This window comes from Streptomyces sp. NPDC093097, from assembly GCF_044754325.1.
Lineage (GTDB): Bacteria > Actinomycetota > Actinomycetes > Streptomycetales > Streptomycetaceae > Streptomyces.
The window spans coordinates 248979-266040 of the sequence record NZ_JBIVOW010000008.1 but is presented as its reverse complement, the minus strand read 5'-3'; the positions used below and the strand labels follow the sequence as shown (position 1 = coordinate 266040).

Here is a 17062-nt window from a genome sequence, read left to right as displayed (position 1 = left end):
GAACTTCCCGTTCCATCTCGTGGACTCCGGGAGCTCAGCCGCCTGTGCCAGCAGCGCCGCAGTTGGCACCGGACGATAGCAGGCCCGCATGAGGCCGCTTATCTCGGCCCTACGTGTCACGTCGGCGACCCCGCCGTCTCCGCCGCCTTGGGCTTCACGGAGTCGGGGTCCACGTACAGAATCTTCGCCTTCATGTGGCCGCGGGTCTGAGCCGCGATCCACACGAGGGTGGCTGCGAGCAGAGCGAACGCAAAGGCCTTGGTGTCGAAGAGAGTTGTGTCCTTGAAGGCGATGAGGAACACCGCCACGAACAGGATCTGCACCGTGTAGAGCAACAGGCCCATCATCTGGAACAGCTGCGGAAGTTTCTTCGCCGTCTGCTGCAGGACGACGAGTCCAGCCCCCATCACCAGCACCACGAGCACGGTGCCGACCACTGCGCCGAGCGCACCCGTGGCGCCCGCCATCACACCGCTCACGGCGGTGGCGACGGCGCCGACGGCAATGGTGGGCACAACGGCGTGGAGAAGTAGTCGGGCGTCATTCGACTGCATGGTGGCGCTCCGGCATTGGGTGGGGGTGGTGTCGTCAGGGACGAGCGTAGACCCGGCCGACGGAAGAACCTTCAGGCCAAGGAACCGTCGCACTACGGTCCTTCGACTCTATCGCCGGGTCTCGTGAACCGTATCACAAACTATTTGATGAGGTCTTTACCTCGCCCGTGTGGATCCTGTCACACGTGAGAGTGAACGCGCCCATCGGTGCACTGACGACCCGTCGATTGTCTGGTATGGGGTCAACCATCCCGATTCTTGACACCCGTTCGAGCGACCTGACGAGGCGTCAGCGATGACTCTCCGCCTTCCGGCGCTCCACGAAACGTGAGCGGTCGCCGATCGCCGTGGCGCCGTGGATGCCCGGCGGAACCGTCGGTCGGCGCTCCTCCCCCGGGGCCTTTGAGGGCGCGTTCTCGGCGGTGCCGGCGGCCGCGGTGTCCGTCGTCTGCACCGGTCCGTCCAGGACCCGCCGGTAGCGCGGCGGGACCAGCTGCTGGGCCCACATCGGGGCGCGCGGGGTGAAGCGCGGCAGCAGGAGCAGCACCAGGCCGACGGCGCTCAGCAGCACGATGCCCAGGACGATCCACATGCTGGCGTCGTTCGCGGAGTACGCCACCGCGCCGAACGCGATCAGCGCGGACCAGAAGTACATGATCAGCACTGCGCGGCTGTGCGAGTGGCCGATCTCCAGCAGGCGGTGGTGCAGGTGCCCGCGGTCCGCGGCGAACGGCGACTGGCCCTTCCAGGTCCGCCGCACAATGGCCAGAATCAGGTCCGCGACCGGCACCGCGATGATCGTCAGCGGCAGCAGCAGCGGGATGTAGACCGGCACCATCGCGTGGGTCGCCTCGCGCAGACCGCCCGCCTTCTGGTTGAGCAGGTCCGGGTCGACCTGGCCGGTCACCGAGACCGCGCCGGCGGCCATCACCAGGCCGATCAGCATGGATCCGGAGTCGCCCATGAAGATCCGGGCGGGGTGCATGTTGTGCGGCAGGAAGCCCAGGCACATGCCCATCAGAACGACCGAGAACAGGGTGGCGGGCGCGGCCGCCTCGATGCCGTAACCGAACCAGAGCCGGTAGGTGTACATGAAGAACGCGGCCGCGGCGATGCCGACCATGCCGGACGCCAGACCGTCCAGGCCGTCGACGAAGTTCACCGCGTTGATGGTGATGACGACCAGCGCCACGGTCAGCAGCGTGCCCTGCATCGGCGTCAGCGAGACGGTGCCGATGCCCGGGATCGGGATCCACAGGATCGTCAGGCCCTGAAGGACCATGACGCCCGCGGCGATCATCTGGCCGCCCAGCTTGACCAGGGCGTCCACGCCCCACTTGTCGTCCAGCACGCCGAGGATCCAGATCAGCGCGGCGCCCGACAGCAGTGCCCGCGGCTCGTTGGTCTCGGCGACGCTCTTGAGGTTGGTCAGGTGCGCGGCCACCAGCAGTCCCGCGCACAGCCCGCCGAACATCGCGATCCCGCCCAGTCGGGGGGTCGGCTCGCGGTGCACGTCACGCGCGCGGATCTCCGGCACCGCACCGGCCGCGATCGCGAACTTCCGCACCGGACCGGTCAGCAGGTAGGTCACCGCGGCAGTGACGCACAGCGTCAGCAGGTATTCACGCACGGGCTGCCCCATCGAGATAGCTGGCCATCACAGCCCCACACCTTATGCGTGTCCGGACCCTGGCCGTGAACACAGGGGAACACCGGGGAGGACGACAGCCGCCCCGCGGGCGGTTCCGGCACCGCCCGCGCCCGAGGTCAGCCCTGGTCCGGGTAGGGCGGGAACCGGCCGACCAGGCCGGCGATCGCGGCCCGCACCGCACCGTCCTCGCGCAGCGCCGCCCCGATCAGCTCGGCGATGCGGTGCATTTCGGCCTCGCCCATCCCCTGCGTCGTCACCGCGGCGCTGCCCAGCCTGATTCCGGTCGGGCAGGCCGCGCCCGCTGGCGGTTTCGCGCTCGGCAGCGCGCAGGTGTCCAGCACGATCCCGGCGGCCGCCAGCCGGCCGCGGGCGGTGCGCGCGTCCAGGCCGAGCGGGGCGGTGTCCGCGGTGATCAGATGGGTGTCGGTACCGCCGGTGGTGACCGTCAGGCCCTGCGCGGCCAGTCCGTCGGCCAGCGCCCGGGCGTTGGCGACGACCTGCTGGGCGTAGGCCCGGAACGCGGGCGTCGCGGCCTCCGCGAAGGCCACGGCCTTGGCGGCGACCGCGTTCATCTGGGCACCGCCCTGGGTGAACGGGAACACCGCGCGGTCGATCCGCTCGGCCAGCCGCGCCCGGCACAGGATCATCCCGCCGCGCGGCCCGCGCAGCACCTTGTGGGTGGTGGCGCACACCACGTCGGCGTACGGGACCGGGCTGGGCGCCGCGCGGCCGGCGATCAGCCCCATCGGATGCGCCACATCGGCGATCAGGTAGGCGCCGGTCTCGTCGGCGATGTCGCGGAAGGCGGCGTAGTCGATGTGCCGCGGATAGGAGATCGAGCCGCAGACCAGGGCCTTGGGGCGGCGCTCCAGGGCCAGCGCGCGGATCGCCTCGTGGTCGAGCCGCCCGCTCGCCGGGTCGACGCCATAGCCGGCGAAGTCGAACCACCGGCCGGAGAAGTTGGCCGGTGAGCCGTGGGTGAGGTGGCCGCCGTCCCGCAGGGACAACGCCAGGACGGTGTCGCCGGGGCGCAGCAGCGCGGCGTAGGCGGCCAGCACGGCCGAAGACCCCGAGTGGGACTGGACGTTGGCGTGCTCGGCACCGAACAGGGCCTTGGCGCGCTCGACCGCGATCCGCTCGGCGAGGTCCACGATCTCGCAGCCGGCGTGGTGCCGGGCGCCCGGATAGCCCTCGGCGTACTTGTTGCCCAGAGGGGAGCCGAGGGCGGCCAGGACCGCGGGCGAGACGAAGTTCTCGGCGGCGATCAGCTGGAGCCCGTCGCTCTGCCGGCCGCTCTCCGCCAGCAGGACGCCGGCGATCTCCGGGTCCTGGCGCAGCAGCGCGGCGAAGTCGGGCGAGCCGGGTGGCCGGGTGACCTCGGCGCGGGCGGCGTCCCTGGCCCGCTGCCCGGCGGTCTCGGCCGCCGCTGCGGCCCGGGGGTCGGCGGCCGGGGCGCGGCCGGCCGGTGAGGTGCGGCGGGATGACGCGGTGGTGGCGGGCATCGCTGGCTCCGGGCCTCGGCGGGGACCTGGGCACGTCGCACGTGCCCTCGGGGCCCGTCCGGCCCTGCTCGCCCGGCAGGGCCCAATCCCAATGTAGGCGCGGCACAGGGATCGGGCGCGGCGTGCCGGGTCCGATCGGGTCCCGGGGTCGGCAGCGGGCCGTAGAGAGGCCGTCAGGGCCGTTCCCGGGGCCTTCTGGGCCAGGGGGCGCGCCCGTGCCGCCGTGCGCCGGTGCGTTACGCCGGTGCCGGGACCCCGGTGAGGGCGGTGACGACCGGGTCGAGCGCACGGTTGATCTCGTCGCCGATGGAGCGGAAGAACGTGATCGGTGCGCCGTAGGGGTCGTGGACCTCGTCGGACTCCGGGTTGGGCGCCAGCAGCCAGCCGCGCAGCGCGGCGGCGGCGCCGACCAGCGCGCGGGCGCGCTCGACCAGCCCGCCGTCCGGCAGGTCCGGGTCGGGCGCCGGCAAAGTGGCCGGATCTATGGCGCGAACCAGGCGGTTGAACTCCTTCAAGGTGAACGTCCGCAGCCCCGCGGAGTGCCCCATCGAGATGACCTGCGCGCGGTGGTCGCGGGTCGCGGTGAGCACCAGGTCGGCGCGGATGACGTGCTCGTCGAGCAGCTCCCGGCCGATGAAGCCGGCGGGGTCCGCACCGTAGTCGGCGAGCACCGTCGCGGCGTGCGCCTCCATCGGGGCGCCCTCATGACCCCAGGTGCCCGCGCTCTCCACGAGCAGCCCGCAGCCGAGGACCGCGTGCGGGGAGCCCAGCCGCTCCTGGAGGGCGTGCCGGTGCAGCCGTTCGGTGATCGGCGAGCGGCAGACGTTGCCGGTGCTGACGTGGAGGATGCGGAAACACGGCGGGTTCTCCGCCGGGGCGGAGAAGTGGTCGGCGCCTGGTCCCGCTATGCCACGTCCCTGCGGCGGCGGCATCAATGCGCCACCTCGAGCTCGGGTACGACCTTGCGCAGCTCCTCCGCGCTGATGGCGCCCTCGCGCAGCAGCACCGGCACCTTGCCGGTGACGTCCACGATCGAGGACGGCACGGCGGCGGGGGTCGGCCCGGCGTCGAGGTAGACCGAGACCGAGTCGCCGAGCATCTCCTGGGCGGCGTCGCAGTCCTGCGGGGAGGGGTGGCCGGTGAGGTTGGCGCTGGAGACGGCCATCGGGCCGAACTCGGTGAGCAGTTCGATGGCGACCGGGTGCAGCGGCATCCGGACCGCGACCGTGCCGCGGGTCTCGCCCAGGTCCCAGGTCAGCGACGGCTGGTGCCTGGCGACGAGGGTCAGCGCCCCCGGCCAGAACGCGTCGACCAGTTCCCAGGCCTGTTCGGAGAACTCGGTGACCAGGCCGTGCAGGGTGTTGGGGGACCCGACCAGGACCGGGGAGGGCATCCCCCGGCCGCGGCCCTTGGCCTCCAGCAGGTCGCCGACGGCCTCCGGGCTGAAGGCGTCCGCGCCGATGCCGTAGACGGTGTCGGTCGGCAGCACGACCAGCTCGCCGCGCCGGACGGCCGAGGCGGCCTCACGCAGGCCGGTCGCGCGGTCGGTCGCGTCGCTGCAGTCGTATCGCCGTGCCATTAGCGGTCCTCCTCGTGCGGAACGAATACTTCGGATGCATCGGCTGCATCGGGCGCCGGAGCGGGGCGGTTCATGGCGTCGCCCGGCGCGCGGTGGCGAAGCGGGGCCGCTTGTTGAGGTCGGGGTGGTCGGCCGCGTCCGCCCAGCCCCGCTCCTCGTTGAAGATCCACGGCACCTGTCCGCCCTGGGTGTCGGCGTGCTCGATGACGACCACGCCGCCGGGCCGCAGCAGGCGGTGCGCGGTCCGCTCGATGCCCCGGATGGTGTCCAGGCCGTCCTCGCCGGAGAACAGCGCCAGCTCCGGGTCGTGGTCACGGGCCTCGGGGGCGACGTACTCCCACTCGGTGAGCGGGATGTACGGCGGGTTGGAGATCACCAGGTCGACCTGCCCGTCCAGTTCGGGAAGCGCGGAGAGCGCATCGCCGTGGTGGAGAACGACGCGGGACCCCTCGACGTTCTTGCGGGCGAAGGCCAGGGCCTCCTCGGAGAGCTCCACGGCGTGCACGCGCGAGCGCGGCACCTCCTGCGCCAGGGCGAGGGCGATCGCCCCCGAGCCGGTGCACAGGTCGACGATCAGCGGCTCCACGACGTCCATGGCGCGCACCGCGTCTATGGCCCAGCCGACCACCGACTCGGTCTCCGGGCGGGGCACGAACACCCCTGGCCCGACGGCGAGTTCGAGGTAGCGGAAGAACGCCCGTCCGGTGATGTGCTGGAGGGGTTCACGCGCCTCACGGCGGGCGATGGCCTCCCAGTAGCGGGCGTCGAAGTCCGCGTCGGGGACCGTGTGCAGCTGGCTGCGCTTGACGCCGTGCACATGCGCGGCCAGCTCCTCCGCGTCGAAGCGCGGGGAGGGCACGCCGGCGTCGGCCAGCCGCTGGGTGGCCTGGGCCACCTCCGCGAGCAGCAGGTTCACTGGTCCTCCAGCCGATCCGTCCTGGGTCTTGCAGTCTTACTGGGCGGCGGCGAGCTTGGCCGCCGCGTCGGCGTCGACGCACGCCTGGATGACCGGGTCCAGCTCGCCGTCGAGCACCTGGTCCAAGTTGTACGCCTTGAAGCCCACCCGGTGATCCGAGATCCGGTTCTCCGGGAAGTTGTACGTGCGGATGCGCTCCGAGCGGTCCACGGTGCGCACCTGGCTGCGCCGGGCGTCCGAGGCCTCCCGCTCGGCCTCCTCCTGGGCCGCGGCCAGCAGCCGCGAGCGGAGGATGCGCATCGCCTGCTCCTTGTTCTGGAGCTGGCTCTTCTCGTTCTGGCAGGAGACCACGATGCCGGTGGGCAGGTGGGTGATGCGGACCGCGGAGTCGGTGGTGTTGACCGACTGGCCGCCCGGCCCCGAGGAGCGGTAGACGTCGATCCGCAGGTCGTTCGCGACGATCTCGACCTCGACCTCCTCGGCCTCCGGCGTGACCAGCACACCGGCCGCGGAGGTGTGGATCCGGCCCTGCGACTCGGTGGCGGGCACCCGCTGGACGCGGTGCACCCCGCCCTCGTACTTCAGCCGCGCCCAGACACCCTGGCCCGGCTCGGTGGCCCCGCCGCCGCCCTTGGTCTTCACCGCGACCTGGACGTCCTTGTAGCCGCCGAGGTCGGACTCGTTGGCGTCGAGGATCTCGGTCTTCCAGCCGGCCCGCTCCGCGTACCGCAGGTACATCCGCAGCAGGTCGCCGGCGAACAGCGCCGACTCCTCGCCGCCCTCTCCGGCCTTGACCTCCAGGATGACGTCCTTGTCGTCGCTGGGGTCGCGCGGGACGAGCAGCAGGCGCAGCTTCTCGGTGAGCTCCTCGCGACTGGCTTCGAGGTCCTTGACCTCGCTCGCGAAGTCCGGGTCGTCGGCGGCCAGTTCGCGGGCCGTCCCGATGTCGTCGCCGGTCTGCTTCCACGCGCGGTACGTGGTGATGATCGGGGTCAGTTCGGCGTAGCGCTTGTTGAGCCGCATGGCCTCGCGCTGGTCCGCGTGGACCGCTGGGTCGGCCAGCCGCTTTTCGAGGTCGGCGTGCTCGCCGACCAGTTCCTCGACCGCCTCGAACATCGTGTGTTCCTCTGCTGACTGACTGGTGTGGCTTTCCGGGGCGCTGCGCCCCGTTGCCGCGGTGCGGCGGGCCGGCCCTCGGCCGGGAGGCAGAGGGTGCGGACGACAAAGACGCCGGTCCGATCCCCCCTCTCCAGGGGCGACCGGAGGCCGGCGCCTTGCGGGTCGCTACTTCTTGGCGGCCTGGGCGGACTTGCCGAAGCGGGCCTCGAAGCGGGCCACACGGCCGCCCGTGTCCATGATCTTCTGCTTGCCCGTGTAGAACGGGTGGCACTCGGAGCAGATGTCGGCGCGGATGGTGCCGCCGGCAACGGTGCTACGGGTGGTGAACGAGGCGCCACAGGTGCAGCTGACCTGGGTCTCGACGTACTCCGGGTGGATGTCGCGCTTCAAGGGATTCTCCTAGGTTCGGGAGTGCACCGGGTCGTGGCGCGGATTGCGTCACGTGAACCGGGGCCGACGGTCCAGTTTGCCAGCACTGACCGCATCTCCCAAAACCGGGGTGCGGCCTCCGGTATTCCCGGGCGGCGCCGGCGCGGGGGCGGCTACTTGACGTAGCGGGACGTGCCGCCCTTGTCACCCGCCGAGCCCTTGATCGCGGACTTGGGAACGTCCTGGTCGTGGCGGAGGGCGTCCCACACCTTGCGGCCCTGGGCGGCGAGCGGCAGCACCCGGTCGGGGTCGACCGGGTCGTAGGCCACCGGGAGCGTCATCATGTCGATGCGGTCGGTCGGGATGCCGCCGAGCTCCTTGGCCAGGCCGGTCAGCGCGGTCACCGAGTCGAGGTCGGTGTCGGTGGTGACGGCCTTGGTGGCGGTGTCGGCGACGTCGTAGAGCCTGGTCGGGTCGGAGAGCACGCCGACGCTGCGGACCTGCTTCATCAGCGCCTTGAGGAAGGTCTGCTGGAGCTGGATGCGGCCCAGGTCGCTGCCGTCGCCGCCGGGGACGCCGTGCCGGGTGCGGACCAGGCCGAGGGCGTCCTCGCCGCCCAGGGTGTGCTTGCCGGGCGCCAGGTGCAGGTGGCTGTAGTTGTCGTCGATCGCCTTGGTGGTGGTGATGTCCACCCCGCCCAGGGCGTCGATGAGCTTCTTGAAGCCGGTGAAGTCGACCTCGACGAAGTGGTCCATGCGGATCCCGCTCATCGACTCGACGGTCTTGACGGCGCAGGCCGGGCCGCCGACCTCGAAGGCGGTGTTGAACATCGCCCGCTGCTGCCCGGGGACGGTCTTGCCGTCCTTGGCGCACTCGGGCCGGGTGACCAGGGTGTCGCGGGGGATGCTGACGACGCCGGCCTTCTTGTGCCCCTTGAAGACGTGGACGACCATCGCGGTGTCGGAGCGCGCCCCGCCCTCGTCCTTGCCGTAGGAGCCGTTCTTGCCGGCCCGGGAGTCGGAGCCCATGACGAGGATGTCCATCGAGCCGTTGTCGATGTTCTTGGGCCGGTCGTGGCCGAGGACGGCGTTGATGTCGACGCCCTTGAGGTTGCCGTTGAACTTGACGTAGAGGTAGCCGAGTCCGGCGCCGCCGAGCACGCCCACCCCGAGCAGCGTGCACAGCGTGCGGGTGAGGACCTTGCGCCCCCGGGTGGGGCCCTTGCGCCGCCGGCCGGTGGCACGTATGGAGCGGCCCCGGCTCTCGGCCGTCTGCGCGGTCCCGTCGCTCTGTGCCATCTGTTCCTCAGTCCTTCGTGGGTCGACTGCCCCTCGCCGTCTCCTGCCGTGAGCGCTGGACTGCCCAGTCAGACGGGGGGCCGTCCGGAAGGGTTGCACAGCGCGGTACGGGCGCTTTCTTAGAAGGACGGGCCGCGAGGAACCGTCGCGGAACCTTCGATACCGCTCTCACCAGGGGTTACGCCGCGCGGCACACTCCGGCCGAAACGGCGCAGGCGCTGTCGATCTGTGCGAAAGGTCTCAAGCGGGTCACGGCCCCGCGCGGCACGCGTCACACCGTGGAGCGCCGCGCACCGGGAAGGCCCCGGGAATGCACCGGGCCCCTCACCCGCGGAAGGGGTGAGGGGCCCGGTGGAGGTGCGGCGCGGCCGCGGGCGCTTAGTCGTTGCCGTTGCCCGTGGTCGGCGTCGTCTTCTGGATCTGGAGCAGGAACTCCGCGTTGGACTTCGTCTGCTTCATCTTGTCCAGCAGCAGCTCGATGGCCTGCTGCTGGTCCAGCGCGTGCAGCACCCGGCGCAGCTTCCAGACGATGGCCAGCTCGTCGCTGCCCATCAGGATCTCCTCCTTGCGGGTGCTGGACGCGTCGACGTCCACCGCGGGGAAGATGCGCTTGTCGGAGAGCTTGCGGTCGAGCTTGAGCTCCAGGTTGCCGGTGCCCTTGAACTCCTCGAAGATCACCTCGTCCATCCGCGAGCCGGTCTCGACCAGCGCGGTGGCCAGGATGGTCAGCGAACCGCCGTCCTCGATGTTGCGCGCGGCACCGAAGAAGCGCTTCGGCGGGTAGAGCGCGGTCGAGTCGACACCACCGGACAGGATGCGGCCGGAGGCGGGCGCCGCGAGGTTGTACGCGCGGCCCAGGCGGGTGATGGAGTCCAGCAGGACGACCACGTCGTGGCCCAGCTCGACCAGGCGCTTGGCGCGCTCGATGGCGAGTTCGGCGACGGTGGTGTGGTCCTCGGCCGGGCGGTCGAAGGTCGAGGAGATGACCTCGCCCTTGACCGACCGCTGCATGTCGGTGACCTCTTCCGGACGCTCGTCGACGAGGACGACCATCAGGTGGCACTCAGGGTTGTTGCGGGTGATCGAGTTGGCGATCGCCTGCATGATCATGGTCTTGCCGGTCTTCGGCGGGGCCACGATCAGACCGCGCTGGCCCTTGCCGATCGGCGTGACCAGATCGATGATCCGGGTCGTCAGACCGCCCGACTCGCCCTCCAGGCGCAGCCGCTCCTGCGGGTAAAGGGGCGTCAGCTTCCCGAACTCCGCACGCTGGCGGCCCTGTTCGGGCGCCATGCTGTTGACGCTGTCCAGCCGCACCAGGGCGTTGAACTTCTCGCGCCGCTCGCCGTCCTTGGGCTGACGGACCGCACCGGTGACGTGATCGCCCTTGCGCAGACCGTTCTTGCGGACCTGGGCGAGCGAGACGTACACGTCGTTCGGGCCGGGCAGGTAGCCGGAGGTCCGGATGAACGCGTAGTTGTCGAGGATGTCGAGGATGCCCGCGACGGGGATCAGCACGTCGTCGTCGGCCACCTGCGGCTCGTTGGCGAACTCCTCGCGGCCACGGCGTCCGCGGCGGTCGCGGTAACGGCCGCGCCGACCGCGCCGGCCGCCCTCGAAGTCCTCGTCGTCGCCGTCCCGGCGGTCCCGCTGACGGCTGCCGCCCTGGCCGCCGTCGCCCGCGTCGCCCTTGCGGCGGTCACGGTCACGGTCGCGGTCGCGGTCGCGGTCACGCCGACCGCGCTCGCCCTTCTGGCCGCGCTCCTGACGGTCCCCGCGCTCCTGGCGCTCGCCGCCCTTGGCGGTCCGGCCCTCGCCGGCCTCCTGCGGGGCGGTCTCGGTCCGGGCCTCGGTCTTGACCGCGGTGGCGGTCTCGGCCTTGGCCTCGGCACCGTTGTCCGGGCTGCCCGCGGGGGCGGTGGCCCGACGCCGGCGACGCTCGCCGGCCGGAGCCTCGTCGATGGGGGCACCTCCCTGGTCGACCCCAGTGGAGACCTTGGGGGAGGGCTGGCCGGGGATGTCGATCTGCTGCTGCGCCCCCGACTTCTCCGCGGTCTTGGCCGACTTGGCGGTCTTCTGGGCCTTGGCGGACTCGGCACCGTCCTCGCCGGTGCGGGCCTTGGAGGTCGTACGGCGCTTGGGCTTGGTCTCGGTGTCGGCCGCGGGCGCGTCGGCCTTGGCTGCGGCCCCGGAGCCGGCGGCCTGCCGCTCCTTGATGACCTCGATCAGCTGGCTCTTGCGCATCCGCGCGGTGCCCTTGATACCGAGGCCGGAGGCAACCTGCTGCAGCTCCGCCAGGACCATGCCCTCAAGGCCGGTGCCGGAACGGCGGCGTCGCGTGGTGGCAGGCGCGGCGGGAGCGTCCGTGGCGGGCGTGGCGGCACTGCCATCGGTGCGCGCGCCCATCAGATCGGTGGTGTCGCTCACGAAGGGTCCTTCCCTGGAGCGGGCGTCGGCCTGTCTGGCTCGGCGACCGGTTGTGCTGTCCGGCCGGGTCCTTGGTCTAACGGACCGGGCCGGGGCGGTGGACCCGCCTGATTCGGCGGAGAAATCAATTCATGGCTCCGGCGTGAAGATCTGGGATGAGGCTTTCGTCGTCACGCCGATTCCGGAGCATGCTCACTCCTGCTCAGGACAAAAGCTCCAAGCAGTTGGGGAGGCTCCCGGAAGAAAGTGGTCCCGATGGGGGACACGAAGCACCGCGCCCTCTGGCGTCGAGTACTGACTTGAGGTTAACACTACCGGATCCAACAAACATTCCCCCTCTCAAAGACCGGCGATCGTCGATCACTCGGTGTGATCACCCGGCGAGCGGCAGCACGCAGGTGCCTGCCGCGTCGAGGGTCAGCCGGTTGGCCGCCCACCCCTCGCCCGCCAGCGCCGCGACCTTGTCGGCCGCCGCTTCTTCGACCAGCGCGAGCACCGTCGGGCCCGCACCGGAGATGACTGCAGGGACGCCGTCCGCGCGCAGTCGGTTCACCAGGCCCATGCTCTCCGGCATCGCGGGGGCGCGGTAGTCCTGGTGAAGTCGGTCCTCGGTCGCGGCAAGCAGCAGCTCGGGGCGCCTGGTCAGGGCCTCGACGAGCAGTGCGGCGCGACCGGCGTTGGCCGCGGCGTCCACGTGCGGGACGGTGCGCGGCAGCAGTCCGCGGGCGGTTTCGGTCAGTACCGGCTTTCCCGGCACGAAGACCACCGGAACGATGGAATCGGCCGGATCCATGCGGATTGCCCGTGCGGTGCCGGTGTCCGTCCAGGCGAGGGTGAATCCGCCGAGCAGACAGGCGGCGACGTTGTCGGGGTGGCCCTCGATCTCGTTGGCGAGTTCCAGCAACGCGGTGTCGTCGAGCTTCTGCTCGCCGCCTATGGTCACGGCGCGGGCGGCGACGATGCCGGCGCAGATGGCGGCCGAGGAGGAGCCGAGCCCCCGGCCGTGCGGAATGCGGTTGGCGCAGACGATCTCCAGGCCGCGCGGCTGCCCGCCGAGCAGGTCGAAGGCGGTGCGCATGGCCCGGACGAGCAGATGGCTTTCGTCGCGCGGCAGCGTCGTTGCGCCCTCGCCGGCGATGTCGACGTGCAGACCGGAGTCGGCGACCCGTACCACGACGTCGTCGTACAGCCCCAGGGAAAGCCCTAGGGCATCGAAGCCGGGGCCGAGATTGGCGCTGGTAGCGGGGGTGCGCACCCGGACGGCGGCGGCGCGGAACGCGGGACCGGCCATCGCTCGATGACTCTCCTTGATTGATGCTGCGGTACTGCCCCCGAGCGCAGCACCGCTGCACCGAGGTGCCCGGACGGCTCGTGGGGTCTGTTCTGACCTGCCCTGCGCACCACTGCGTTATGCCGTGGGGAGGGGAGTTGGGTGCCAGCCTATCGAAGGAAGGTTCTGTCGCGACATAGGGCGCACAGGAGGCGCACGATGCGTGTCGCGCGCCAGTGCATGCCTCAACGCCGTCTTTGCAGCGTTTGCGAGAGGGTTTGCGCAATGTGCGGTTCGGGGGCGGGCGGGCGGCTGGCCGGCCCGCCCTCCCCCGAACTCCTGCGCAGCTCCCGGGAGGTCCGCGACGGTCAGCCCAGGCCCAGGCGCTCGGCGGCGGCCGCGGCGTCGACCGGGACCGTTACCGGCTGCGGCGCACCGGCCACCGCCCAGTCGGGGTCCTTCAGGCCGTTGCCGGTGACCGTGCAGACGATCCGCTGGCCGGGGTCGACCTTGCCCTCCTCGGCGGCCTTGAGCAGGCCGGCGACCGAGGCGGCCGAGGCGGGCTCCACGAAGACGCCCTCCTGGGCGGCCAACAGGCGGTAGGCGGCTAGGATTTGACGGTCCGTCACAGCGTCGATGAGGCCGCCGGACTCGTCCCGGGCGCGCTCGGCGAACTCCCAGGAGGCGGGGTTGCCGATCCGGATCGCGGTGGCGATGGTGTGCGGGTCCTTGACGACCTCGCCGCGCACGATCGGGGCGCTGCCGGATGCCTGGAAGCCCCACATCCGCGGGGTGCGCGCGGCGATGCCGTCGGCCGCGTACTCCCGGTAGCCCCGCCAGTAGGCGGTGATGTTGCCGGCGTTGCCGACGGGCAGCACATGGATGTCCGGGGCGTCGCCGAGCATGTCGACGATCTCGAAGGCGGCGGTCTTCTGGCCCTCGATGCGCACCGGGTTGACGGAGTTCACAAGTGCGACCGGGTAGTTCTCGGAGAGGCCCCGGGCCAGGGTCAGACAGTCGTCGAAATTTCCGTCGACCTGGAGGATCTTGGCGCCGTGCACCAGCGCCTGGCCCATCTTGCCGAGCGCGATCTTGCCCTGCGGGACCAGCACCGCACAGACCATCCCGGCCCGGACCGCGTAGGCGGCGGCCGAGGCGGAGGTGTTGCCGGTGGAGGCGCAGATGACGGCCTTGGCGCCGTCCTCCTTGGCGCGGGTGATGGCCATCGTCATCCCGCGGTCCTTGAACGACCCCGTGGGGTTGGCGCCCTCGACCTTGAGGTGCACCTCGCAGCCCGTGCGCTCGGACAGCACCTGGGCGGGGACGAGCGGCGTGCCGCCCTCCCGGAGGGTCACGACCTCGGTCGTGTCGCTGACCGGCAGCCGGTCGCGGTACTCCTCGATGATTCCGCGCCACTGGCCGTTCGCAGTGGTCACGGTGGAATTGGCAGACATGGGTTCCTTTACTCCCCTTCGACCCGCATGATGCTGATGACACCGCGGACGGTGTCCAGCCCGCGCAGCGCTTCGACCGTCGACGACAGGGCGGCGTCGGTCGCCCGGTGGGTGACGACGACGAGGTCCGCCTCGCCGTCCCTGCCCTGCTGGCGGACGGTGTCGATCGACACGCCGTGTTCGGCGAAGACCGTGGCGACCTGCGCGAGGACGCCGGGCTTGTCGGCCACGTCGAGACTGATGTGGTAGCGGGTGACGACCTCACCCATCGGGCTGACGGGCAGCGCGGTGTACGCCGACTCCCCCGGCCCGGTGGCACCGGCGAGCTTGTTGCGGCAGACCGCGACGAGGTCGCCGAGGACCGCGGAGGCGGTGGGCGAACCGCCCGCGCCCGGTCCGTAGAACATCAACTGGCCGGCCGCGTCGGCCTCGACGAAGACCGCGTTGTACGCCTCGCGCACGGAGGCCAGCGGATGGCTCAGCGGGATCATCGCCGGGTGCACCCGTGCGGTCACCGACGCGCCGTCCGCGGCCCGCTCGCAGATGGCCAGCAGCTTGACGGTGCAGCCCATCCGCTTGGCGGAGGCGATGTCCGCGGCGGTGACCTCGGTCAGCCCCTCGCGGTGCACGTCGTCGATGGTGACGCGGGTGTGGAAGGCGATCCCGGCGAGGATCGCGGCCTTGGCGGCGGCGTCGAAGCCCTCGACGTCGGCGGTCGGGTCGGCCTCGGCGTAACCGAGCGCGGTGGCCTCGTCGAGGGCCTCGGTGTAGCCGGCGCCGGTGGTGTCCATCTTGTCGAGGATGAAGTTGGTGGTGCCGTTGACGATGCCGAGGACGCGGTTGACCTTGTCGCCGGCGAGCGACTCGCGCAGCGGCCGCACCAGCGGGATCGCGCCGGCGACCGCCGCCTCGTAGTACAGGTCGGCGTTGTGCTTCTCGGCTGCCGCGTGCAGCGCGGCGCCGTCCGCCGCGACCAGCGCCTTGTTGGCGGAGACCACGCTCGCGCCGTGCTCGAAGGCGGTGGTGATCAGCCCCCGGGCGGGCTCGATCCCGCCGATCACCTCGATGACCACGTCGATGTCACCGCGTTTGACGAGTGCGGTGGCGTCGGTGGTGATCAGCTCGGCCGGGATGCCGGCGCGCACCCGCTCGGGGCGGCGGACGGCGATCCCGGCGAGCTCCACGGGCGCACCGATGCGGGCGGCGAGGTCGTCGGCGTGCGTCGTCATGATGCGCGCCACCTCTGAGCCGACCACACCACAGCCCAGCAGCGCCACCTTCAGCGGACGCGTACGCATCATTCGACCTCGTCTTTTCTTCGATCCAGCGGTTTCATGCTCGGTCATGCACCAGTTTTCCTGGTCACGCACCAGTCTCACGCACCGGATGGCGGTTTCCGCCGTGCGTCCGGATGCCGAGACATTTATTTCATCACCGGGCCCGGCCCCGACGATCCGCCCCTACCCGACATCCAACCGCAGGAGATCTTCCTCCGTCTCCCGCCGGACGACGACCCGGGCCGCACCGTCCCGGACCGCCACCACCGGCGGCCGCAGCGCGTGGTTGTAGTTGCTCGCCATGGACCGGCAGTAGGCGCCGGTGGCCGGCACCGCGAGCAGGTCCCCGGGCGCCACGTCGGAGGGCAGGAAGGCGTCCCGCACGACGATGTCGCCGCTCTCGCAGTGCTTGCCGACGACCCGCGACAGCATCGGCTCGGCGTTCGACGTCCGGGAGGCCAGCACCACGCTGTACTCCGCGTCGTAGAGCGCGGTGCGGATGTTGTCGGACATCCCGCCGTCCACGGAGACGTAGGTGCGCAGGCCCTCCAGCTCCTTGACCGTGCCGACCTCGTAGAGCGTGAAGGCGGTCGGGCCGACGATCGCCCGGCCCGGCTCGACCGAGATCCGCGGCGCCCGCAGCCCGGCCGCCTCGCACTCGCGGCCCACGATGTCGCGCAGCGCCGCGGCGATCTCGCGCGGCTCGCGCGGGTCGTCGTCCGAGGTGTACGCGATACCGAGCCCGCCACCGAGGTCGATCTCCGGCAGCTCCACCCCGTGCTCGTCCCGTACGTCCGCGAGCAGCTGCACCACGCGGCGGGCGGAGACCTCGAAGCCGGCCATGTCGAAGATCTGCGAGCCGATGTGGCTGTGGATGCCGGTGAGTTCGAGGCCGTCCAGCTTCAGCGCGCGCCGCACCGCCTCGGCGGCCTGGCCGCCGGCCAGCGCGATGCCGAACTTCTGGTCCTCGTGCGCGGTCGCGATGAACTCGTGGGTGTGCGCCTCGACGCCGACGGTGACCCGGATCTGCACCCGCTGCCGCTTGCCGAGCCGCTCGGCGATGTGCGCCACCCGCACGATCTCCTGGAAGGAGTCCAGGACGATCCGGCCCACCCCGGCCTCGACGGCCCGGGTGATCTCCTGCGTGCTCTTGTTGTTGCCGTGCAGCGCGATCCGCTCGGCGGGCATGCCGGCGTCCAGCGCGGTGGCCAGTTCGCCGCCGGAGCAGACGTCGAGGTTGAGTCCCTCCTCGGCCAGCCACCGCACGACGGCCCGGGACAGGAACGCCTTGCCCGCGTAGAAGACGTCGGCGTCCGGCCCGAAGGCGTCCTTCCAGGCCCGGCAGCGCGCCCGGAAGTCGTCCTCGTCCAGGAAGTACGCCGGCGTGCCGAACTCCTCGGCGAGCGCGGTCACGGACAGCCCGCCGACCGTCACCGCGCCGTCGGCGTCGCGCCGGACGGTACGGGACCAGACCTGCGGGTCAAGGGAGTTGAGGTCGGCGGGCGGTCCGGCGTAGTGCCCGTCGGGCAGTACGTCGCCATGCCGGGGTCCTGCGGGATGCGCGGAACGGCTCATAACGGAAACGGTCCCCTCAAGATCGTTCAGAGGCGCTGAGCGGGGCGGCCACCGGTGCGGTTCGCACGACG

14 protein-coding genes are annotated in these 17062 nt (G+C 71.4%); all 14 read right to left on the bottom strand.

Annotated features, from left to right (window positions below; all coding sequences use genetic code 11):
• Positions 1-116: 116 nt before the first annotated feature.
• The gene (locus ACIQE0_RS16940; protein ID WP_366333828.1) at positions 117-554 is read right to left on the bottom strand and encodes a hypothetical protein; all 438 of its coding nucleotides are present in this window, start codon (positions 552-554) and stop codon (positions 117-119) included.
• A 289-nt stretch (positions 555-843) separates the two neighbouring features.
• Complete coding sequence (locus ACIQE0_RS16935) at positions 844-2196, bottom strand: MraY family glycosyltransferase (protein ID WP_366333830.1); 1353 nt, start codon at positions 2194-2196, stop codon at positions 844-846.
• Between the two features lie 125 nt (positions 2197-2321).
• Positions 2322-3707 (bottom strand): serine hydroxymethyltransferase, encoded by a 1386-nt coding sequence (gene glyA, locus ACIQE0_RS16930; protein ID WP_366333832.1) that lies wholly within the window; start codon positions 3705-3707, stop codon positions 2322-2324.
• A gap of 236 nt (positions 3708-3943) precedes the next feature.
• Positions 3944-4639, bottom strand: a complete 696-nt coding sequence (locus tag ACIQE0_RS16925; protein ID WP_366333834.1) for a protein-tyrosine-phosphatase — start codon at positions 4637-4639, stop codon at positions 3944-3946.
• Positions 4639-5286 (bottom strand): L-threonylcarbamoyladenylate synthase, encoded by a 648-nt coding sequence (locus ACIQE0_RS16920; protein ID WP_366333836.1) that lies wholly within the window; start codon positions 5284-5286, stop codon positions 4639-4641. Before ACIQE0_RS16920 ends, ACIQE0_RS16925 begins: the two co-directional genes overlap by 1 nt.
• A gap of 70 nt (positions 5287-5356) precedes the next feature.
• Positions 5357-6202: a peptide chain release factor N(5)-glutamine methyltransferase gene (gene prmC / locus ACIQE0_RS16915; protein WP_366333838.1), complete on the bottom strand. Its 846-nt coding sequence runs from the start codon at positions 6200-6202 to the stop codon at positions 5357-5359.
• Positions 6203-6238: 36 nt separating this feature from the next.
• Positions 6239-7318, bottom strand: a complete 1080-nt coding sequence (gene prfA, locus ACIQE0_RS16910) for a peptide chain release factor 1 (protein WP_366333840.1) — start codon at positions 7316-7318, stop codon at positions 6239-6241.
• A 168-nt stretch (positions 7319-7486) separates the two neighbouring features.
• Positions 7487-7711, bottom strand: a complete 225-nt coding sequence (gene rpmE, locus ACIQE0_RS16905) for a 50S ribosomal protein L31 (protein WP_016570915.1) — start codon at positions 7709-7711, stop codon at positions 7487-7489.
• Positions 7712-7863: 152 nt separating this feature from the next.
• A complete protein-coding gene (locus tag ACIQE0_RS16900; protein WP_402332679.1) occupies positions 7864-8988 on the bottom strand; it encodes an LCP family protein in 1125 nt (374 codons plus the stop codon).
• 378 nt (positions 8989-9366) lie between these two features.
• Positions 9367-11415: a transcription termination factor Rho gene (rho, locus tag ACIQE0_RS16895; protein WP_402332674.1), complete on the bottom strand. Its 2049-nt coding sequence runs from the start codon at positions 11413-11415 to the stop codon at positions 9367-9369.
• A gap of 373 nt (positions 11416-11788) precedes the next feature.
• The gene (gene thrB, locus ACIQE0_RS16890) at positions 11789-12706 is read right to left on the bottom strand and encodes a homoserine kinase (protein WP_366333846.1); all 918 of its coding nucleotides are present in this window, start codon (positions 12704-12706) and stop codon (positions 11789-11791) included.
• A gap of 347 nt (positions 12707-13053) precedes the next feature.
• On the bottom strand, positions 13054-14139 hold the full coding sequence (gene thrC, locus ACIQE0_RS16885) for a threonine synthase (protein ID WP_366333848.1): 1086 nt from the start codon (positions 14137-14139) through the stop codon (positions 13054-13056).
• Positions 14140-14147: 8 nt separating this feature from the next.
• On the bottom strand, positions 14148-15440 hold the full coding sequence (locus ACIQE0_RS16880; RefSeq protein WP_366333850.1) for a homoserine dehydrogenase: 1293 nt from the start codon (positions 15438-15440) through the stop codon (positions 14148-14150).
• Between the two features lie 159 nt (positions 15441-15599).
• Positions 15600-16991, bottom strand: a complete 1392-nt coding sequence (gene lysA, locus ACIQE0_RS16875) for a diaminopimelate decarboxylase (RefSeq protein ID WP_402332670.1) — start codon at positions 16989-16991, stop codon at positions 15600-15602.
• Positions 16992-17062: the final 71 nt, after the last annotated feature.